19 protein-coding genes are annotated in these 20,588 nt (G+C 67.9%); 7 read left to right on the forward strand and 12 right to left on the reverse strand.

The window, feature by feature from the left end; translation table 11 throughout:
- Positions 1-195: 195 nt before the first annotated feature.
- The 3 genes from DV709_RS03425 to DV709_RS03435 all read right to left on the reverse strand — a co-directional run bounded on the left by DV709_RS03425 (position 196) and on the right by DV709_RS03435 (position 4,867).
- Positions 196-849, reverse strand: a complete 654-nt coding sequence (locus DV709_RS03425) for a class I SAM-dependent methyltransferase (RefSeq protein ID WP_117591773.1) — start codon at positions 847-849, stop codon at positions 196-198.
- Between the two features lie 137 nt (positions 850-986).
- Positions 987-3,149 (reverse strand): type II secretion system F family protein, encoded by a 2,163-nt coding sequence (locus DV709_RS03430; protein ID WP_232819686.1) that lies wholly within the window; start codon positions 3,147-3,149, stop codon positions 987-989.
- Complete coding sequence (locus tag DV709_RS03435; protein WP_117594059.1) at positions 3,146-4,867, reverse strand: type II/IV secretion system ATPase subunit; 1,722 nt, start codon at positions 4,865-4,867, stop codon at positions 3,146-3,148. The genes DV709_RS03430 and DV709_RS03435 overlap by 4 nt, the downstream gene beginning before the upstream one ends.
- Positions 4,868-5,144: 277 nt before the next feature.
- On the opposite strand from DV709_RS03435, the gene DV709_RS03440 reads away from it, so the two are divergent.
- Complete coding sequence (locus DV709_RS03440) at positions 5,145-5,621, forward strand: DUF5793 family protein (RefSeq protein WP_117591775.1); 477 nt, start codon at positions 5,145-5,147, stop codon at positions 5,619-5,621.
- An 87-nt stretch (positions 5,622-5,708) separates the two neighbouring features.
- A complete protein-coding gene (locus tag DV709_RS03445; RefSeq protein WP_117591777.1) occupies positions 5,709-6,335 on the forward strand; it encodes a uracil-DNA glycosylase family protein in 627 nt (208 codons plus the stop codon).
- Between the two features lie 349 nt (positions 6,336-6,684).
- Here the strand turns inward: DV709_RS03445 and DV709_RS03450 are convergent, their stop codons facing one another.
- From DV709_RS03450 to DV709_RS03460, 3 genes are all read right to left on the reverse strand, one after another.
- Positions 6,685-8,367 carry an acyl-CoA synthetase gene (locus DV709_RS03450; protein WP_117591779.1) on the reverse strand — a complete coding sequence of 561 codons (1,683 nt, stop codon included), beginning with the start codon at positions 8,365-8,367 and terminating at the stop codon, positions 6,685-6,687.
- An 83-nt stretch (positions 8,368-8,450) separates the two neighbouring features.
- On the reverse strand, positions 8,451-9,125 hold the full coding sequence (locus DV709_RS03455) for an MBL fold metallo-hydrolase (RefSeq protein WP_117591780.1): 675 nt from the start codon (positions 9,123-9,125) through the stop codon (positions 8,451-8,453).
- Positions 9,126-9,192: 67 nt separating this feature from the next.
- Positions 9,193-10,263, reverse strand: coding sequence for a DnaJ domain-containing protein (locus DV709_RS03460; RefSeq protein WP_117591782.1), 1,071 nt, complete (start codon positions 10,261-10,263; stop codon positions 9,193-9,195).
- A 149-nt stretch (positions 10,264-10,412) separates the two neighbouring features.
- Between DV709_RS03460 and DV709_RS03465 the strand changes: the two genes are divergently transcribed.
- Positions 10,413-11,399: an MBL fold metallo-hydrolase gene (locus tag DV709_RS03465; protein ID WP_117591784.1), complete on the forward strand. Its 987-nt coding sequence runs from the start codon at positions 10,413-10,415 to the stop codon at positions 11,397-11,399.
- A gap of 175 nt (positions 11,400-11,574) precedes the next feature.
- Here DV709_RS03465 and DV709_RS03470 read toward each other — a convergent pair whose 3' ends face one another.
- A complete protein-coding gene (locus tag DV709_RS03470) occupies positions 11,575-12,045 on the reverse strand; it encodes a hypothetical protein (protein WP_117591786.1) in 471 nt (156 codons plus the stop codon).
- 131 nt (positions 12,046-12,176) lie between these two features.
- Between DV709_RS03470 and DV709_RS03475 the strand changes: the two genes are divergently transcribed.
- Both DV709_RS03475 and DV709_RS03480 read left to right on the forward strand, forming a co-directional pair.
- Positions 12,177-12,923, forward strand: a complete 747-nt coding sequence (locus tag DV709_RS03475; RefSeq protein ID WP_117591788.1) for an SDR family NAD(P)-dependent oxidoreductase — start codon at positions 12,177-12,179, stop codon at positions 12,921-12,923.
- 107 nt (positions 12,924-13,030) lie between these two features.
- A complete protein-coding gene (locus DV709_RS03480; protein WP_117591790.1) occupies positions 13,031-13,318 on the forward strand; it encodes a DNA-directed RNA polymerase subunit L in 288 nt (95 codons plus the stop codon).
- A 42-nt stretch (positions 13,319-13,360) separates the two neighbouring features.
- On the opposite strand, the gene DV709_RS03485 is transcribed toward DV709_RS03480, so the two are convergent.
- The 3 genes from DV709_RS03485 to DV709_RS03495 all read right to left on the reverse strand — a co-directional run bounded on the left by DV709_RS03485 (position 13,361) and on the right by DV709_RS03495 (position 17,215).
- Complete coding sequence (locus DV709_RS03485; RefSeq protein WP_117591792.1) at positions 13,361-13,936, reverse strand: DUF1684 domain-containing protein; 576 nt, start codon at positions 13,934-13,936, stop codon at positions 13,361-13,363.
- Between the two features lie 164 nt (positions 13,937-14,100).
- Positions 14,101-14,913 (reverse strand): imidazole glycerol phosphate synthase subunit HisF, encoded by an 813-nt coding sequence (hisF, locus tag DV709_RS03490; protein ID WP_117591794.1) that lies wholly within the window; start codon positions 14,911-14,913, stop codon positions 14,101-14,103.
- Positions 14,914-15,427: 514 nt separating this feature from the next.
- Positions 15,428-17,215 (reverse strand): glycoside hydrolase family 13 protein, encoded by a 1,788-nt coding sequence (locus tag DV709_RS03495; RefSeq protein WP_117594061.1) that lies wholly within the window; start codon positions 17,213-17,215, stop codon positions 15,428-15,430.
- A 64-nt stretch (positions 17,216-17,279) separates the two neighbouring features.
- On the opposite strand from DV709_RS03495, the gene DV709_RS03500 reads away from it, so the two are divergent.
- Entirely contained in the window at positions 17,280-17,480 is a 201-nt protein-coding gene (locus DV709_RS03500; protein ID WP_117591796.1) for a DUF7550 family protein, read from the forward strand.
- A gap of 219 nt (positions 17,481-17,699) precedes the next feature.
- Positions 17,700-18,353: a dolichyl-phosphate hexose transferase gene (locus DV709_RS03505; RefSeq protein WP_232819714.1), complete on the forward strand. Its 654-nt coding sequence runs from the start codon at positions 17,700-17,702 to the stop codon at positions 18,351-18,353.
- 4 nt (positions 18,354-18,357) lie between these two features.
- Here DV709_RS03505 and DV709_RS03510 read toward each other — a convergent pair whose 3' ends face one another.
- The gene (locus DV709_RS03510) at positions 18,358-20,031 is read right to left on the reverse strand and encodes a GMC family oxidoreductase (protein ID WP_117591800.1); all 1,674 of its coding nucleotides are present in this window, start codon (positions 20,029-20,031) and stop codon (positions 18,358-18,360) included.
- Entirely contained in the window at positions 20,028-20,561 is a 534-nt protein-coding gene (locus DV709_RS03515) for a gluconate 2-dehydrogenase subunit 3 family protein (protein ID WP_117591802.1), read from the reverse strand. The genes DV709_RS03510 and DV709_RS03515 overlap by 4 nt, the downstream gene beginning before the upstream one ends.
- Positions 20,562-20,588: the final 27 nt, after the last annotated feature.

A 20,588-nucleotide genomic window follows, 5' to 3' on the forward strand; every position in this document is an offset into this window, starting at 1 on the left:
TCCTTTTAGAACGGTTCCCGTTTAATAACTTAGCTCGCGTGCGACCCGTGCGCCCGCCCGCGAAACCGTGACACGGACCTCCGGTGTCGGGTCACAAACCCCCAGTGTCGGGTCACGAACCGTCGGTGTCGAGCTACAGACCCCCGGTGTCGAGTCACGAACTCCGCTGTCGCGTCGGCGGCGACGAGTTCTCGCTCACTCCACGACGGCGTAGCAGTTGCCGCTGGAGACGAACACGTCGACGGGCGCGAGCCCGCTCGAATCGAGGTCGTCTCGGAACTCGTCGGGGTCGTAGATGTGGTAGAAGCGGGGAACGCGCTCGCCGCCCGGGAGCGTCCAGTCCACGGTCGTATCGAATCCCTCGCTCTCCTCGAACTTGCCGTGTTCGGTGCTCCAGGCGCTGACGAGCGCCCGACCGCCGGGGCGGAGCACCCGCGCGAGTTCGTCGAGACTGTCGACTCTCGCCTCCCGCGTCGTGAGGTGGTGCAGCGTCGCCACGTACACCGCGAGGTCGAACGTCTCCGCGCGAAACGGCAACCGCGCGGCGTCGCCGTGGACGAGCGAGACGTCGAAGCCGCGTTCCGTCGCGCGTTTTCGGGCCTCGCGGAGGAGCTCGCGGCTCACGTCGAGGCCGACGACGCGAGCGGCGTGTTCCGACAGCAACTCGCAGTGACGGCCGTTCGCGCAGCCGAGGTCGAGCGCTCGCGTCGCCTGCTCGTCAGCCGTCGACTCGGCGACGAACGACTCCACTTCGGGCCACGGGTACTCGCGGGTCGCCGCGAAGTGCTCGGCGATGGCGTCGTACGTCGCTCGCGGGTCGTCGGTCGTAGGCGACGGGTCGCCGTCCATGGTGGTCCGTTCGTCGGCGAGGATAAACCAGCTACGACCCGCATCGGTTCAACCCACAGGGCTTCGACCCGCACCGGTTCGGCTTGCGTTGCGCCGACCCGCGCAAATCGTCGTCGCGTGCGGCCGGCGCTCGGCGCTCACAGCGCGACGAACGCGAGTGAGGTCAGCGCGAGCAGGGCGGCGACGTGTTTGATGCCGTCCGCGGGCGTTCCTTCGCCGAGTTGCCCCGCGACGACGCCGGAGCACACCGCGTGGACGACGCACATGTGGTACAGCGTGAGCGTGTACAGTTCGACGGCGACGTCCGAGAAGCCGACGAGTCCCGCCGTCGTCCCGGAGGCGGTACCCGCGTCCGGGGCGGCCGCCTGCGCCTCCTGGACCGCCGGGACGAACGCGAGCGTCAGCGCGGCGACGATGGCGAGGAAGACGAAAAACGAGATGTAGATGACCAGCTGGTAGGTGAGCATCTCCTGGCGGCGCTCCTCGCGCAGGCGCTGGGTCGCCTCGGCCTCGTCGGCGGCGATGCGAAGCACCGGTCCCAGGTCGCCGCTGGCGCGAGTGGCGTTGGCGACGAGCGCCGTCGCCCGCGTCACCATCCCTGAGTCGACGCGGCGGTCGAACCGCGCCAGCGCCGTCTCCAGGTCCGCGCCCCACTCGATGTCGCGCCAGAGCCGCCGTACCTCGGGCGTGAGCGCTCCCAGGTCGCTCTCTGCGACGCGCTCGAAGCTCTCGACGACGGTCAGTCCCGCCTCGTTGACGCTCGCCAGCCGGTCGAGGAAGTCCGGCACCGCCGCCTCGTAGGCGCGGATGCGGCGCTTCCGGAGTTGGTGGACGAGCGCGACGCTGCCGAAGGCGAGCACCGCCGCCTCGACGAGCGGCCCGTCGAGCGCCGTCACCGCGGCGACGAACTCGTCCGGTACCGCCGAGAAGTCGACGCGGACGGCGAACCACAGGAGTGCGAGCGGAGCGCCGAACAGCAGCGCTCGAACCGGCCGGTCGAGGAGCGCTCCGTACGGGTCCGAGAGCGTCGACCGAATCGGCCGGAGACGGTCGAACAGTCGGAGCCGTTCTCGGTCGGCCCGCCGCCGGTCGGCCGCCCCGCCTCCCGCTCCGGGCTCGGCGGCGTCGGCCGTCGCCGTCCCGCCGTCGGTCACGGCGCTGGTGTCGGCCACGGCGTCGGTGTCGGCTACGGCGTCGGTGTCGGCCGTGACATCGGTGTCGGGTACGGTACCGCCGGCGGTGCCCTCGTCGCCGGGGTCGAGGCGGTTCGACGGCGGTCGGTACGACTGGGTGAGACTGTCGACGTAGACGACGTACCCCGCCGTCGCCAGCGGGATACCGAGGTAGACGATGAACCGCAGAATCGGGAGCGTGTCGCTCAGCACGAGGCCGATGACGACGAGGATAGTGACGAGCAGCAGCGGTCCGACGACCAGGAGCGAGACGTACGCCTCCGCGAACGTCGCCAGCAGTTCGAGATACCGGAGTTGTTGGGACTCGGCTTTCGACTCGTAGCGTTCGTACTGGTCGCGGAGGAAGCCCGAGAGGTTTCGACCGCTCCCGAGAACGCTCGCGAGGTTCTCGCTGAACTCGGCGAGGTCCTCGCTGGGCGTCCGGCGGGCGGTCCGCGACAGCGCCGTCAGCACGTCGATGCCGAACGTCTCCATCTCGCGGACGGCGACGCCGATCTCGGTCGCCGCCTCGCCGTAGACGTCGTCGTTGTCGGCGAGCGTCGACAGCACCGTCGGAAACGACGTGCCGCTTCTCGACAGCGCGTACGTGAACGCGACGGTTCGAGGGAGCGACGCGTCGATGCTGTTCGAGCGAGTGCGCGCCGTCGCGTCGTGGAGATACCAGCGGAGCCAGTACGAACCGGCGCCGAGAGACGCCGCGAACACCCCGCCGAGTCCCAGAAGCAGCGAAAACCGAGCCGGGTGTCGAATCGACCCGGCGTCGTCGACGAGTGCGGTTCCGGCGAGGGTTCCCGCCGCTTCGAGCGAAGAGACCGAAACGAGGCCGACGGCGACGCCCAGACACGCGCCGACCAGCGCGAGCGCGGCCGAGAACAACAGCGTCCGCGCGGCGTGGGTGTAGTGCGTCTCGGCGACGTGGGCGGCCCGGAGACGGTCGACCTGCCGGGCTTTCCGGGGGCCGTCGCCGTCGACGAACTCGCCGAACAGGAGCGTCGACGCCCGGGTGAGAACGCGGTTCGTCGGCGGGTGCACGAGCGAGAGACAGAGCGGTACGCAGAGCAGCGCCGAGAGCGCGACCGCGGCCGCGACTCCCGTAGCGAGAATCACCGTCTCGCCCCGTCGGTCGCCGGGTCGACGTGCGCGCCCGCGTCGGTGTCGACGGGTTCGTCTCCATCGGCGTCGACGCGCTCGTCCCCGGCGGCGACCCGCGCCATCGCGGCCTCGGCGTCGGCGTAGTACTGGTCGACGAACGCGGTGAAGCGGCGGAAATCCGAGATACCCTGCTCGCAGAGCGCGTCGAGGAACCGCTTTCGTCGGTCGAGTTCGCGTAGCAGCGTCGAGCGACTCCACCCGCGCTCGTCCTGAATCTCGCCGAGCAGGTCGCTGTCGTGGCGAGCGAACTCGTCGCGGCCGGCGTCCCACGAGAACGAGGCGGAGTAGTCGAGTTCGCCCGTCCGCTGGTCGATGCCGCCGAGTTCGCCGACCACCTTCGTGCGGCGGACGCGTTCGCCGTCGAAGCGGGCGAGCGTCTGTATCGAGAGGATGTCGAGCGACTGCACCATCGCCCGCGGCACGTTGATCGGTTCGTTCTCCAGTCTGTTGATGACCGTCTCGATGCTGTCCGCGTGCATCGTCGAGAACGTCGTGTGGCCGGTGTTCATCGCCTGAAACAGCGTGACGGCCTCTTCCCCTCTGACCTCGCCGACGAGGATGTACTCGGGGCGGTGTCTGAGCGCCGAGCGCAGCAGGTCGTACATGTCGACGTCCGCGCCCTCGTGGCGGCGTTCGCGCGTGATAGCCGACAGCCAGTTGTCGTGGTGTAGCGCGAGTTCGCGGGTGTCCTCGATGGAGAGCACCTTCGCCCGCGGCGGGATGAACATCGAGACGGCGTTCATCGAAGTGGTCTTTCCGGACGCCGTGCCGCCGGCGAACACCAGCGACTTGTTGTGCTCGATGCAGAGCCACAGGTACGCCATCTGCTCGACGCTGAAGGTACCGAAGTCGACGAGGTCCACGGGGGTGAACGGCTCCTCGGCGTACTGACGGATAGTGAACGCCGACCCGCGCGGGGTCACCTCCTCGCCGAGGGCGAGTTCCGCGCGCGAGCCGTCGGGCAGCGTCGTCTCGACGATGGGGTCGCCGACGGAGATGTGCCGTCCCGACTGCTGGGCGAGGCGGACCACGAAGTTGTCGAGTTCGTCGCGGTCGAACCGGATGTTGGTCGCGATGTCGGCGTAGTCGTCGTGGTAGGCGAACAGCGGAACGCCGTAGCCGTCGCAGGAGACGTCCTCGATGCGCGGGTCGGCCAACAGCGGGTCGATGCGGCCGAAGCCGCGGAAGTTGCGGTGAAGGTAGTACAGCAGCGTGTGAAAGCTCTCCGCGTCCGGCGAGACGCCGTACGATTCGAGCAGTTCGCGGAGCGCGTCGGCCAGCGGGTCGTCTTCGAGCGCCGCGTTCGCGCTCTCGGCGGCGCTCGCCGCGTCGTCGCCGAACAGCAGCGGTTCCCGAACGTCCGTCGACACCCGGCCGAGCAGCCGTCGTTCGAAGGCGTCGAGGTCCGGTTCGACCGTGTGGTAGCGGTGGGCGTTCTCGTCGGCCTCGTACGTGACGACGACGTAGGCGTACGGCGCGTTCACCCAGTAGCGGTCGACCTCCTCGTGTCCGCTCGGCGGGTCGAACGTCGCGAGCGGTCCGTCGGTCTGCGGGCGGAGCGGGCGGACCGACACGTCGACGCCGCGCAACAGTTCGAGCGTTCGTTCCGCGCGCCGGCGAAGGACGTCGAACCGCGTCGGCGGGTCGTCGGGAGTTATCGAATCGTCTGACATTCTGTTCTTCCGAAGTTCAGCGACCATTCCGGCGCAGGGGTCTTAAAACCGAGCGTCCAGCGTGAGCGGCGCGAGCGGGTGACCGAGCGCGACGTCGCGTGCAGTCGGACGAGCGGGCACGTCGACAACGACGGAACCGTTCGTGGTCGTCATATCGACGACGGAGACAGTCGCGTCGGGGGAACCACATTCGGCGTCGGTGACGCGTCGAAACGGGTCGGTACCCGGACGACGGCGTTACGTTCATACCGCCTCGAACCGAACTTCCTGCTATCGAATGAGGCGGGATTACTTCGAACTGGCAGTCGAACACATCGACTGGGTCGAGACCGGCGACGCGCCCGAGAAGCCGACGGTCGAAATCGACTTCTACGGGCCCGCGGAACTCCTTCAGCGGCGGCTCTCGGACGTCGACGGGGAGCTGCTCGAGGCGAAGCAGACCGACGTCGCGTTTCGGCTCCAGGAATCGCTCGACGAGAACCCGGAGGCGCCGGGCGTCGTCAGCGTCACGAACCGCATCACCGGCGACTTCGTCCTCGAGCTGAACGAGGACGCCGACGACGTGTTGAAGTTCATCCGCGCCGCGCGCGAGTACGGCAAGGCCTCCGGCGACGACGACGGTCGGTACCGGGTCGAACTCTCCATCGAGGGAGAACCGCTCGTCGCCTACGAGAAGACGACGTTTCTGGTTTACAACGCCGACGGCGACCTGATGCGACGGCGGAGTCTCATCCCCTCCGGCGTCGAACTCTGAGTACCGGTCGGCCGGAGTCATTCTCCGCCGCTCGAAACGTCGCCCGAATCACGCCGCTTATAACGCTCAGCCGCCGTATTCGCCCCCGTGAAGAACGTCACCGACCGCACGAGCAACCCGTTCGGCATGCGGCCGTCCTGCGCCGAGTTCGTCCCCGGCTACGGCGACGCCAACGCGCACTTCCACGTCGTCGGCGACCACCCCGGCGTCCACGGCGGCGCCGACGCCGGCGTCCCCTTTACGAACGAGGCGGGTCTGAAACTCCAGGAGGCGCTCGTCGACGCGGGGTTACTCCGCAGCGCGGGCGACGAACCGGACGTTGACCGGACGTTTCTCTCGTACCTCCACATGTGCGTCGCGGAGACGACGCCGACGCAAGCGGAGTACGACGACATGGAACGCTTCTTCGACGCCGAACTCCGCGCCATCGCCGCGCACGTCATCGTGCCCGTGGGCGCGCGGGCGACGAAGCACGTCCTCGAGACGTACACCGCTCAGGCGTGGAAAACCGAAATCGACATGGAGAAGCTCCACGCGACGGAGATGCGCGGTAGCGGCTGGCTCGTCGTCCCGGTCAAAGACCCCGCGGAGTGGGAAGACGACGACGCCGACCGCCTCGTCGAAGCGCTGTTGACGCTCCAGTCGACCGACTACCGCCGCGAGACGGACCTCGGTCGATTCCTCCCCGGCGGCGAGTCATACCTCGTTCGCTGAGTCCGATTCGAAAAATAATTATAATTACCGGTGCTTCGAGACGACTGTCCAGCGATGCGGACGCGTTTTTACGTTGTTGGCGTATCCAACAGCTTCTCGCCCACTTTCTGTTCGATTTGCCACCATCATCGAGTGTTCAGGCCGATATTGGACTGAACCGAGGATTTTTATTAGAATATATCAAATCGGTAGTTGGCGCGCGTGGATGCCCATGCCGCCGCTTGCGACTGCGGACTGGTGCTCACCGCAGTGGCTTGGTCAGAGACGGTCCGCGCTGCGGACCGTCTCCTACTCTTCCGAGCGACGTCACCTCGGCCGCGACGACGCCGTCGAAACGTAACTGGTCGAGCTACGCCGTCGGGTCGTCGGTCCGGTCGCGCAGTTCGGTCCGTCGAATCTTGCCCGTCACCGTCTTCGGCAGGTCGTCGACGAACTCGACCTCTCTCGGGTACTCGTGCGCGGAGAGTTCGTTTCGGACGTGCTGTTTGACGTCTTCGGCGAGGTCGTCCGACGGCGTCTCACCCTCGGCGAGGACGACGTACGCCTTCACGATGTTGCCGCGCTCGGGGTCGGGTTTCGGGACGACGGCCGCCTCCGCGACGGCCGGGTGTTCGCCGAGCGACGACTCCACCTCGAACGGGCCGATGCGGTATCCGGAGGAGAGGATGACGTCGTCGGCGCGGCCCTCGAACCAGAAGTAGCCGTCCTCGTCCTTCTGGGCGAGGTCGCCGGAGAGATACCAGTCGCCGACGAAGCAGTCGGCGGTCTGTTCGGGTTTGTCCCAGTACTCGGCGAAGAAGCAGGGGAACTCGCCGCGGTGGGCGATCTCGCCCGTCTCGCCCGGCCCCAGGGGTTCGCCCGTCTCGGGGTCGACGATGTCGGAGGTCACGCCGGGCAGCGGTTTGCCCATGCTCCCCGGCCGGAGCTCCATCGTCGGGTAGTTGTTGACGACCATGTTGCCCGTCTCGGTCTGTCCGTAGGTGTCGTACACCGTCACGCCGAGGCGCTCTTCGGCCCAGTCGATGACGCCCGCGCTCAGCGGCTCGCCGATGCTCAACGCGTGTCTGAGGTCGAGGTCGACGCCCGCGAGCACCTCTTCGTTCGCCCGCAACATCCGGTAGGCGGTGGGGACGCTGAAGAGGACGGAGACGGGGTACTCGTCGAGCAGGTCGGCCCACGTTTCGGGGTCGAACTCGCCCTCGTACGTGAACAGCGTCGTCCCCCAGAACCACGCGCCGAGCGTGTTGATGGGGCCGGTGAGCCAGCCCAAATCGGCCGTGCTCCAGTAGAGGTCGTCCGGTTGGAGGTCGACGGCGAAGCGCTGGGTCGCCGCGACGCCCGCGACCCACCGGTGTTTGTGGAGGACGCCCTTCGCCAGTCCGGTCGTCCCGCTCGTGTAGTAGAGCAGCGCGTCGTCCTCGCCGCCCGTCTCGGCCGCTTCGTACTCGTCGCTCGCCTCCGACAGCGCCCGGTCGAAGTCGACGTCGTCGTGGCGTTCGTCGCCCCGTCGCCGCTCGCCGCGGTCGCCGTCGGCTCCGAGAACGACGACCGTCTCGACCGAGGGCGCGTCGTCGAGCGCCCGCTCCACCGTCTCCTCGTTCTCGGCGGTCGTGACGACGAGTTTCGCGTCGCAGTCGTCGAGGCGGTAGGCGATGCCGTCGGGGCCGAACCGCTCGTTGACGCTTCCCCACACCGCACCCCGCTTCAGCGCCCCGACGAGCGCGACGTAGTGTTCGGGCACCCGCGGCATATACGAGAACACCCGGTCGCCGCGCTCGACGCCGAGCGATTCGAGCGCGTTGGCGAAGCGGTTCGACTGCTCCTTCAGTTCGGCGAAGGTGAGCGTCTCGCTGGAGCGGTCGGTGCCGACGTAGCGGAGCGCGACGTTCTCGCCGTCGGCGGCGTGGCGGTCACACACTTCGTGTGCGATGTTCAGGCGCTCGGGCGCGTCCCAGTCGGCCTCGCCGTAGATGTCGTCCCACGTGAACGAGTCGTACGCCTCCTCGTACGATTCGAGGTTGTGCTGTGTCATCAACGAACGTGATGGTAACCGGCGAAATAACGGTACGGACAGGTCGTTCAGATGGAATTATCAATATGGACGCACGCGGGCGCTCAGAGCGAGTCGGCGTACTCGCGGAACCGCCGGCCGCCGTCGGAGCGGACGGGCGCGCCGTGACCCGTCCCGACGACGTCGACGTCGTCGAGGTGCTCGGCCAACTGGCGGACGCTCTCGTCGTTGCGGTCGGCGTCGTAGGCGAGCGCCGACGGGAGGCGCGCGAACCGACCGCCGTCGCCGCGGACGAGGTCGCCGACGAGCGCCAGTCCGTACTCGCGGTGGACGAAGGAGGTGTGCCCCGGCGTGTGCCCGGGCGTCCGGTAGGCGACGAACGGACCGACCGCGTCGCCGTCGACGACGCGTTCGACCGAGAGGTCGGGCGCGTCGAGAAACGCGCCGAGCGCCCGCTGGAGAGCCCCCTTCCGGTTGCCGAGCGGCGGTTTCGCCTCGCCGAGCAGAAAGCTCGCGTCGGGTTCGCTGGCGTAAACGGGCGCGTCGAGACCCATCTCCGCAAGTTCGGCGAGCGCGCCGACGTGGTCGAAGTCGTAGTGGGTGAGGAGGACGCGTTCGAGTTCGGACAGCGAGTATCCGGCGCGTTCGACGTACTCGCGGAGGCGTGCGGCGTCCATCGGCGTCCCGGCGTCGACGAGCGTCAGTCCCTCGGCGTCGACGAGATACGCGTTGACGCCGCGGAGCGGTACCCGCCACGTCGTGTCGGAAGGCGGACTCATACGGGCGAGTACGAGCGCCGGAAGGAAAAATCAGGGGAGTCGAACTGTTCGCCGCCGGAGGCGGCGTTCACCGCGTCGCCCACAGATACCTGCCCACGTCGCCGAGGAACCACGTCGCCGAGAGGACGGGCACGACGACGGCCAGCAGTAAGACGAGCGCGACCATCGGCGCGAGCGCGGCGCTCAGGCCGAGCGCGACCGTCGGCGCGAGCGCGCCGACGGCGTACAGCCACGTCGTCCCCGACCCGAACCGGCGAACCGTGACGACGAGCGAGAGCGGGAGTGCGACCGCACCGACGGGAAACAGGAGCGCCTCGGGCGTCGCCGTCGGCGTCTGCGTCGCTTCGAGGACGAACGGGAGGAGGCCGTCGAGACCGTACGACCCGCGCAGCGTCGCCACCGACGGTGCACTCGCGAGCTCGGACGCGAACGCGTCGAGCGCGGGGAGTTGGGCGAAGAGGTACTGCGCGACGCCGGCGACGTACAGTATCGTCGCACCGAAGACGGCCGTCCAGTGGTGCAGGAGAGTTCGACGGCGCGACGACCGAACCTGGTTCTGCCGGCGCTGCTGACGACGGCGTGCGCGGCGTGCCTCCCGCGTTTTCGCGCGGGCATCGGCCGCGTCGGGGTCGTGGCCGCCGACGGAAGCGTCGGCGGTTCGGCCGCTCGACCGGCGGTTCGACCGACCGCGGGAGGTCCCCGTCGAACTCGTCGACGAAGCCGTACCGGACGCCGAAGCCGAGCGAGCGGTCGACGAGCGGGACGCGGAGGTGGTCGACGCGGAACTGCTCGACTTCGACGTGCCGGCGCGACTCGAACGCGACGACGCGCCGGACGAACCGCTCGAACTCGGGGAACTCGACGAGTCCTCGTCGTCGCCCCAGCGCGACGCGGAGGGGTAGCCTTTCATCCGCTTTTTGACGTACGTCCTGTGGCCCAGTCGCTCGTAGTCGGCGCGCTCGGACTCGTCGGAGAGGACGTCGTACGCCCGGCGAATCGTCTGAAACTGCGCGGTCGCGCGGTCGTCGTCGTTCACGTCGGGGTGGTACTCGCGCGCCTTCGCCCGGTAGGCGGCTTTCAGTTCCGCCTGTGTCGCGTCGTCGGAGACGCCGAGGAGGTCGTAGAAGTTTTCGGGCATGCCCTGTTGCGGAAGCGCTACGCAAGCCCCCGGTTTGAATGTACCGGAGCGTGACTTTCAAGAAAAGCCGAAAACGGTAGAACGCGAGGACTGAATCCGTCGTGATCGAAAGTGGGAAACCTCATACGGGTTCGCCGAGTGGGTCGACCGTGAAGCGAATCCAACTGGGAAACACCGTCTTCGAGGGGAAAAACGACGTCTACCTCCTCGACGGGGAGACGACGACCCTCGTCGACACGGGCGTCGCGACGACGGACGTCCGCGAGCAACTCGAAGCCGAACTGGCGGCGTTCGGCGTTAGCTTCGCCGACGTCGACGAGATTCTCCTCACCCACTGGCACTACGACCACGCCGGCCTCGCCGGCGAGATACAGGCCGAGAGCGACGCCGTCGTCCGCGTCCACGAAGCCGACGCGCCGCTGGTCGCCGGCGACGAGAGCGCGCTCTCGGCCGAGAACGAGACGACGCGCCGGAAACTCCGCGAGTGGGGCCTGCCGGACGACCGCCGCGAGGAACTGCTCGACTTTCTCTCCGAGCACGAGAGCCTCGCGGGTCGCCCCGCCGAGGTGACGCCGTTCGAGGACGGCGACACGTTCGCCATCGACGGCCGCGAGTACGAGGCGGTCCACCTCCCCGGCCACTCGGCCGGCCTCTCCGCGTTCGCCTTCGAGGGCGAATCGGGCGAGGAGGCGTTCGTCGGCGACGCGATTCTCCCGAAGTACACCCCGAACGTCGGCGGCGCGGACGTGCGCCTCGACGCGCCGCTGGAACTGTACGTCGACAGCCTCGTCCGCTTCATCGACCGCGACTTCGACCGCGCGTGGCCGGGTCACCGCGACGTCATCGACGACCCCGCTGCGCGCGCGGCGACCATCCTCGACCACCACCGCGAACGGACCGAGAACGTCGTCGGCGTGCTGCGCGAGCGCGGCCCGAGCGACCCGTGGACGGTGAGTGCGGAGCTGTTCGGCGAGTTGAAGAACATCCACGTGCTCCACGGTCCCGGCGAAGCGTACGCCCACCTCGCGCACCTCGAAGAACGCGGCGTCGCCGAACGCGACGGCAACGAGTACGAACTCGTCGACGACGACCCGGATATCGAAGACCTGTTCCCGACAGTCGACGCACGGTCGTAGCGTCAGTCGGCGAGTTCTGTAGCCGGTCGTTCTCTCGTGGTGTTGCATCGCTGACAGCGGTACGCGTCGGCGTACTCGCTGTGCTCGTCGGGGCCGCTTTTCGCGGCACTTCGACCGGACTCGGTAACTCGGTCACTTGAAACTGGTCACACCGCCGCCGGAGACGGCAGGTGTGTCAGACCCCGTCGTCACCGCGATAGCCGCGGTAGAACGCGGAGAGCGCCCGACCGAGCGCCCACGTCACCGCAGCCGCGACGACGGTCCCGAGTCCGAAGAGGACGGTGTGGTCGCGGGATACCGCCCACACGAAACCCGACGCGAGAAACTCCACCGTGACCACGACCGCCGCGAAGACGGCGACAGAGAGCGTCACGTGGCGCACCAGATTCGGGAGGCGACCGCTCCGGCTGAGTGCCGCGAACCCGTCAAGTCTGACGGCGGCGACTTCGGTTACTACCACGTACGAGAGAGCGACGGCGGCGACCGACGCGACGACTTCCCACTCGCCGGAGAGCGAGCCAACGGCGAGCGACGCGAGAATCTCGGCGGCACGAACCGTGACGAGATAGGTGGGGAGTCCGAACAAGCCGAGCGATCCGATGCGGACCGCGCCGGCGACGAGTCGGCCGTGGGTGGAGGGCGTCATACCGCTCGGTGGGTTGCCATCTGTCAAAAAGCTGTGTTCGACGGAGTGACCGCGCAATCGGACACCGAATCCATCGAGAACGTGTTATCGACCGACATGGTGACTTTGTGTTTGCGGAGTGTCGACACCGTATGGGTGAACTCGACGGTACGTCCGCGCTCGTCACCGGCGCATCGAAAGGTATCGGACGCGGCATCGCGGAGGGGTTCGCGAGCGAGGGGGCCGCAGTCGCGATAAACTACCACTCCGACGAGGAGGCCGCCCGAGAGGTGCGAGAGGCCATCGAGAGCGACGGCGGTACCGCCGTCGTGGAACAGGCCGACGTGAGCGACGAGGACGACGCCCGGGAGCTCGTCGCGGCGGTCGAAGAGCGGTTCGGCGGCGTCGACGTGCTCGTGAACAACGCGGGCGTCCTCGAACCGTCGCCGCTCGACGAGATGGACGTCGAGACGTGGGACCGGACCATCTCGGTCGACCTCCGGGGGACGTTTCTCGTCACGCGCTTCGCCATCGAGGGGATGCTCGACCGAGGCGACGGCCGGGTCGTCAACGTCGCCTCTCAGTTGGGTATCAAAGGAGCCGAAGAGCTGACCCACTACTCGGCCGCGAAAGGCGGCGTCATCGCCTTCACGCGCGCGCTCGCTCGGGAGGTGGCTCCCGACGTGCGGGTCAACGCCATCGCGCCGGGTCCCATCGAGACCGACCTCCTCGACGACACCACCGAGGAGTGGCGCGAGAACAAGAAAGCGGAGGTGCCGCTCGGCCGCATCGGCGACGTGGACGACGTGGTCCCGACGGCGATACTGCTCGCCGGCGACGGGGGCGACTACTACACGGGCCAGACGCTCAGTCCCGACGGCGGCGACGCGATGCACTGACTCGCGGTCGGCCGCTCTGAACCGCGGTTCGGGGCCGCGGACGTCTGCGCCACCGCCGTCGTCGCAAAGACGAAACACTAAACCGGCCCGGAAGGGAACGCAGGAGCATGGAACTGCGGGTCATCGACAAGACCGACGAGGAACTCCGCATCGAGGTCGCCGGGGAAGACCACACGTTCATGAACGTGCTCAAGGGCGCGCTCCTGGAGACGGAGAGCGTCGTCGCCGCGACGTACGACATGAACCCCGAACAGTCCGGCGGGCAGACCGACCCGGTGCTGACCGTCAAGACCGACGGCACCGACCCGCTCGACGCGCTGGGCGACGCCGCCGGACGGGTCCAGACGCAGATGGGTAGCCTCCGCGACGCCTACGAGTCGGCCGCCGGCGCGTAAACTCGGCGCTCCGTCCGCTCTCTCTTCCGTTCTGTCCGCCGTTCACTCGGCGGTAGCGTCGTAGCCTTCGCTCGACTCGTACGTCTTCTCGCCCGCCTCGATAGCGACGTCGAGCCAGTTTTCGACCGGCACCATCGGACACTCGTAGCGCGCGGAGTACGCGCAGAAGGGGTTGTACGCGAGGTTGAAGTCGACGACCCACCGGCCGTCGTCGGCGCGGTCGTCCTCGGGGTGTAAGTCGAGATATCGCCCCGCCCCGTACGTCTCCTCGCCGCTGGTCTCGTCGCGGAAGGGCATCCAGAGTCCCGGGTCGTCGGCGTCTCGGCGGTACGCCTGCAGCGTCTGCCGTTCGCCGTCGACGTCGAACCGGAACTCACCCCAGCGGAGGTACCCCCGCTCACCTTCGGTCGTCGTCGCGACGACCACCTGCTCTTTCTCGTCGTGTTCGTGCAGGTCGAGTTCGAAGCGGTAGTCGTCGTCGGGCGGGTAGTACCGCAACCCCTCGAAGTCGTGGCGTTCGGCGTCGGGAATCGGCGACTGCGGGTTGTCGCTGAAGTAGCTGTCTTTGTTTCGGCGGTGCTGTTCGAGAGTCTCCTTCCAGTCGGTCGGCGCGCTCATACTCCGTGTACGTAGGCCAGATAAATCAGCGTTCGTCGGACGTGCCGACGGCGCGCATTGGGGCGAAACGACCGAACGAGAGATGACCGGACGGGAGACGACCGGACGGGAGACGACCGGACGAGAGGTGACCGAACGAGAGACGACCGGACGGACGGCGGCGGTTACAGTCGAACCGGCACGTCGCGTTCGTCCAAGTACTCCTTGACGTCCCGAATCGAGTACTCGCCGAAGTGGAAGATGGAGGCGGCGAGGCCGGCGTCCGCGCCAGCCTCGGTGAACACCTCGTACATATCTTCGGGACCGCCACAGCCGGAGGAGGCGATGACGGGCGTCGAGACGGTGTCGCAGACGCCTTTCGTCAGGGGGATGTCGTAGCCGTCTTTCGTCCCGTCGGCGTCGATAGAGTTGACGAACAGCTCTCCCGCGCCGCGGGATTCGGCCTCTTCGGCCCACGAGACGACGTCGGTTCCGGTCCCCTCGCGGCCGCCTTTGACGGTGCACTCGAACCAGCAGGACTCGCCGTCGACCCGCGCGTAGTACTCCCCCTCCTCGTCGTAGCGACGGCGGGCGTCGACGCTGATGACTATGCACTGACTGCCGAACGCCGCCGCGCCCTCGGTGATGAGTTCGGGACGCTCCAGTGCGGCGGTGTTGATAGAGACTTTGTCGGCCCCGGCGCGGAGCGTCTCCTTGATGTCCTCGCGGGTTCGGATGCCGCCGCCGACGGTCAGCGGGATGAACACCTCGTCGGCGACGCGCGAGACGGTGTCAAGCATCGTCTCGCGGCCGTCGGCGGAGGCGGTGATGTCGAGGAACACGAACTCGTCGGCGCCCGCCTCGTTGTACCGTTTCGCCATCTCGACCGGGTCGCCGGTGTACTCGAGGTCCTCGAAGTTGACGCCGGTGTAGACGGCCGGGTTCCCGTCGTCGTCCAGGTCGACGTCGATACAGGGGATGATGCGCTTCGTCAGCATTCGTTGTCGGAGAATTCGCGGGTGGCGGGTTTCACGGTTTCGACTCCGTCAGTCTCTCCGGTCAGCGGGTGTTCGGGTCACACGCGGCGGTGTCGACGGTGGCACAGTCGCTCGAGAGTGGCACAGCCAATCAGTGCAGGAGGAGTACCGTCGCGACGACAGCGTCGGCTACCCGTCTGGTTTCGAGAGAAAGGTAGAGAGATGCTGACACACCAGTTTGCTCACCACCTTCATGGCGGTCGGGCCGTGACGGCGCCGACGAGTAATCCGTACGGCCTCCGACCGGTAGTAGTCGTCGCCAACATAGATAGGCTAACCGCACGAACGGAGTCGATTCCGACGACTGTCGAAGTTTTTTCCGCCGGCAGTCCGCCTCACAGCAGCCGCGAAAGCCGTTCGTTCGCGGCGCAGACGTGGACGTGGGTCGCGGACAGAGCCGTCAGAAGGGACACCCATAGCAGATTGGGTCGGACGAGACGGGCGAGCGAGCCGCCGCGTCGGATCGTACGACGCGTCAACCGAGACGGTAGACGCGACTCTCCCACGGACGGAGAGCGAGCGCGTCGACGTCGTGTTCGACCGGGGGACCGTCGGCCGCGTCGTAGTTACCGAGCAGCAGTTCGGCGGTCGTGTCGTCGACCGACTCCCGAACCGACGCCGGCAGTTCGAACGCCGTCTTCCGATCCGCGAAGTTGTGCACGACGAGTGCCGTCTCGTCGCCGAGCGTTCGAGTGTACGCCCACAGGCGGTCGTGGTCGGGGTAGTACAGGTCGTACTCGCCGTAGACGAGCACGTCGTTCTCCTTTCGCACGTCGATGAGTCGCCGGTAGTAGTGCCAGACCGACGCCGGGTCGTCGCGGGCGGCCTCGACGTTTATCTCCTGATAGTTCGGATTGACGTTTATCCACGGTTCGCCGTCGGTGAAGCCGGCGTTCTCGTCGTCGGACCACTGGACGGGCGTGCGGGCGTTGTCCCGGCTGTTCTCGCGCAGGCCACCCTTTATCTCCTCGAAGGAACTCACCTCGCCGGAGTCGAGCGCGTCGCGGACGGGGTTTATCGTCTCCACGTCGCGGAACTCCGACAGCGACTCGAACGGGTAGTTCGTCATGCCGATTTCGGCTCCTTGGAAGACGTAGGGCGTGCCGCGGAGCGTGAAGAGGAGCGTCGCGAGCAGTTTCGCCGACTCGGCGCGGTACTCGCCGTCGTCGCCGAAGCGCGAGACGAGGCGCGGCTGGTCGTGGTTGCTCAGGTAGAGGCTGTTCCAGCCGTCGGGAAAGAGGCCGTTCTGCCAGCGGCTGAAGACGCGTTTCAGCTCCCCGAGCTCGTAGCCGTGGTAGTCCCAGATGTTCTCGCCCTGGTCGAGCAGCACGTGGTCGAAGTGAAACAGCGTGCTGAGGCCGTCGCCGTCGTCGCCGACGTACCGGAGTGCCTCCTCCATCGACATCTCCTGGCCGATCATCTCGCCGACGGTGAACACGTCGCGGTCGGCGAGCACCCGGTCGCCCATCTCGCCGATGTAGTCGTGGACTTTCGGGCCGTCGATGGTGGCGTCGAAGTCGTCGTACACGTGCGGCGGGTCGTGCTGGGTGACGCTGTCGGGTTTCGAGACGAGGTTGATAACGTCCATCCGGAAGCCGTCGATGCCCTTCTCCAGCCACCACTCCATCATCTCGAACACCTCGTCGCGCACCTCGGGATTCTCCCAGTTGAGGTCGGGCTGCTTTCGGTCGAACAGGTGCATGTACCACTCCTCGCTCCGCTCGTCGTAGGCCCACGCGGGACCGCCGAAGAACGACCCCCACTCGTTCGGCGGAGCCTCGTGTTCCGGCCCCTCGTGACCGGTGAAACCGTCGACGTCGGTGCGACCGTGCCGCCAGATGTAGTAGTCGCGGTACTCGCTGTCGGGGTCGCGCGACTTCGTGAACCACGCGTGCTCGTCGGAGGTGTGGTTGACGACGAGGTCCATGATGAGCCGAATGTCGCGGTCGTGGAGCCCTTCGAGCAGCCGCTCCCAGTCGTCCATCGTCCCGAACTCGTCCATGATGGAGCGGTAGTCGGCGATGTCGTAGCCGTTGTCCGCGTTCGGCGACTCGTACACCGGATTGAGCCAGACGATGTCGATGCCGAGGTCGTCGAGGTAGTCGAGTTTCTCGATGATGCCGGGGATGTCGCCGACGCCGTCGCCGTCGCTGTCGTTGAAGCTCCGCGGGTAGATCTGGTAGACGACCGACTCTTTCCACCACGCCCGGTCGACGTGCGCGGGGTCGGCGTCCTCGCTCGTCGCGTCCTGTGTCTCCTTCACGACTCTACTCACGGGTGGAGCCCATTTAGTTGTGTTTTAGTAGGCAGGTGCAGAACCCTCGGACATGGCTGACCAGAGCAAACCGAGCGAGCGCCGCGACGTCGACGAAGGGGACGAACCACACCAGGAGGCCGAGGACACCACGGCGGGCGAGCGAACGACCGCCCCGCAGAGCGCCTACACCACGAGTCAGGTCGGGACCGGCTTCGTCGTCCTTCTCGTCGGCCTCCTCGTCGTCTTCGGCGTCCCGCTGCTTCTGGCCTGAGCGGGGAAGACGGGAGAGGCGAAGCCGCGTCGCCGCTGTTTTTGGTAAACCTAAAAACCCGGGCGTCCGTCCGAAGAGACGATGAGCGATACGACCGCGCAGGCGGACGAGAGCGCCGACGCCGAGCCGGAGACCGAACTCGACGAACTCGACCGGGCCGAGCAGAGTAGCAGCGCAGACCGACGCGAACGCTACACGTTCGACGACGTGAGCGTCGTGATGGGCACGTACAACGAGGAGGCGGCCATCGAATCGGTGCTCGCCGACATTGACGAGGTGACCGACGGCCGCGCCGAGGTCGTCTGCGTCGACGGGTCGTCGGACCGCACGCCCGAGATAGCCCGCGAACACGGGGCGCGGGTCATCCGCCAGCAACCGCAGGGGTACGGCGTCGCCGTCGAGGCGGCGCTGGCGGCGGCCTCGCGGCCGGTCATTGTCACGACCGACTGCGACGGCACCTACCCGATGGAACAGCTCCCCCAGTTCCTCGACGCCATCAACGACGGCTACGACGTGGTGAGCGGCGACCGGCTCTACCACGGCGCGGAAGCGATGCCCGCCTTCAACCGCTTCGGCAACGCCGCGTTCGCGCTGCTGGCGAGCGCGCTGATGGGAGAGCGCGTCCACGACACGACGACCGGGATGCGCGCGTACCGCCGGGAGGTCGTCGACGACATCGAGTGGACCGAGAACACGGGGCTCTCCGCGGAGCTTCTCATCCGACCGCTGCTGCGCGGCTACGCCGTGAAGGAACTGCCAATCGAGTACGACGAGCGACTCGGCGAGACGAAACTCGACCCGCTCGGCGGCGGGGCCGCCATCGCGAACTCCATCGTGCGCGTCTGCCTCGAAGAGCGTCGGCGGCGTCGGTAGGCGCTCAGAGCCGAGAGTCGAGGTCGTCGGCGACGCGCAGCGCGAGCGCGGCGATGGTGAGCGTCGGGTTCATCGCGCCGCTCGTGACGAACGCACCGGAGGAGGGAATCCACAGGTTCGAGAGGTCGTGGGTCCGGAGCCGGGGGTCGACGACGCTCGTCTCGGGGTCGGTCCCCATCCGCGTCGTCCCCATGTGGTGGTACGCCGGGCCGGTGTTGTCCGGGCCGACCGTCCACTCGACGTCGACGCCCAGCGACTCCAGAATCGTCCGCTGAATCTCGTTGGCGCGGGCGAGCGTCCGCCGGGTCCGGTCGTCGATACGCCAGTGAACCGCCGGGACGGGGTTACCGTAGTCGTCGGTCGTCCCGGGGTCCAGCGCGATACGATTCTCCGCGCGCGGCAGCTGCCCGACGAGCGCGCCCATCGCGACGTGGTTGCCGTAGCCCTCGCGGAGCTGCGACAGCAGTTCGTCGCCCCACGTCTCGGCCGACAGCGCCATTTCGACCGGCGACGGCCCGGCGTAGTTCAGAAACTCCAGTTTGATGGGGCCGAGGTCGTCGTCGCTCGCCGGAATCGACGACTCGGTCCCCTCCGCGCCCGCGCCCGGGTCGTCGTAGAACTGGTGGCTCTCGGTCGTGATGAAGCCGACGTGGTTCTGTCGCGTCCGCTCGTCGAGCGTGCCGCCCATCCCCGCGAACAGGTGTTCCATGAAGTAGCGGCCGACGAGCCCCGAGGAGTTCGCGAGGCCGTCGGGGTACCGCTCCGACTCGGAGAGGAGGAGCAGGCGCGGGTTCTCGACGCCGCCGCAGGCCAGCACGAACGCCCGCGCCTCCTGTCTGTGCTCCTCGCCGTCGGGCGTCGCATAGACGGCCGCCTCGACGCGCTCGCCCGCGGCGTCGTGTTCGAGTCGCTGGACCGGAACCCGGTCGAGAACGCGCGCGCCTGCCGCCTCGGCCTTCTCGACGTGGCTCTCGGCCGTGTACTTCGCACCGGAGGGACAGACCGGTTTGCACGTGCCGAACCCGACGCAGGCCGAGCGGTCGTCGTACGGTTCGGAGTTGCGCGCGTTCGGCACCGAGTGGGTCGTCACGCCGAGGCGTTCGCAGGCTTCGGCGAACAACGAGTCGCTGTAGGAGGGCTCGAAGGCGGGGAGCGGGTGCGGTTCGTCGCGCGGCGGCGCGAACGGGTTGTCCGACGCGCCCGCGACGCCGAGCGCCGACTCGGCCTCGGCGTAGTAGGGTTTCAGGTCGTCGTAGTCGATGGGCCAGTCGTCGGCGACGCCGTCGCGGCTCCGCCGTCGGAAATCCGACTCGTGGAGGCGCATCACCATCCCCTGCCAGTGGAGCGTCGACCCGCCGACGCCCTTCGCGCGGGCGACGTTCAGCGGGTAGAACAGTTCGCCGGGCGTCGTGAACGCGTCTCTCGGGCCGCCCATCTCCCACACCTCCCTACCGCCGTGAGCCGGGCGAATCGACCGCTCCATCCGTTCGAGACGGTCGGCCGGGTCGAACCGCGGTCCGGCTTCGAGCACGACCACGTCGTGGCCGCGGTCGGCGAGTCGGTGGGCGACGAGTCCTCCTGCGGGTCCCGCACCGACGACGCAGACGTCGACCCGGTCGCTCGGCGTCCGGTCGAGTTCCGGGCTCTCCCGCTCGTCGCCGTCGTCGCTCGCGCTCACCGCTTCGGCCCCCGCCGATAGCTCTCGGTTCCGCCCGCGTACCCTTGCGGGTTCTCGATACCCACCAGTTCGCCGCCCGCGGGCGACGTGTAGAGCGCGTACTGCAGTTCGTCGACGACGTAGTAGCGCACGCGCTCGGCGACGCTCCCCTCGGGGTCGGGGTCGGCCGTCTCCGCGCCCATCTGACGGAGCAGTTCGTCGCGCTCCTCGCGCGACAGCTCAGAAACCGGCGCGTCGAACCAGTCGACGGCGTACGTTTCGACGAGCGCCGCCGTCTCGACGACCCCGCGCTCGTACTCGGGTCGGCCCGACGCGCGGCCGACGACGTACGTCTCGACGAACTCGTCGACGCCGTCGACCGCCGAGGGGTAGACCGCCGCCGCGAGGGCGGTGAGCGTCTCGCCGGTCGGGACGTCCGGCGTCTCCCCTCCGTCGTCGCCGAGGCGGTCCCACGCGAGCGCACTCGCACCGCCGACGGCGACCCCACCGCCCGCGAGCGCCGCCAGCGCGTCCCGTCTCGTCAGCTCCATCGGCCTCGATTTAGGTAGACCTAAACA

The sequence above is a fragment of the Haloprofundus halophilus genome, from assembly GCF_003439925.1.
Taxonomy (GTDB): domain Archaea; phylum Halobacteriota; class Halobacteria; order Halobacteriales; family Haloferacaceae; genus Haloprofundus; species Haloprofundus halophilus.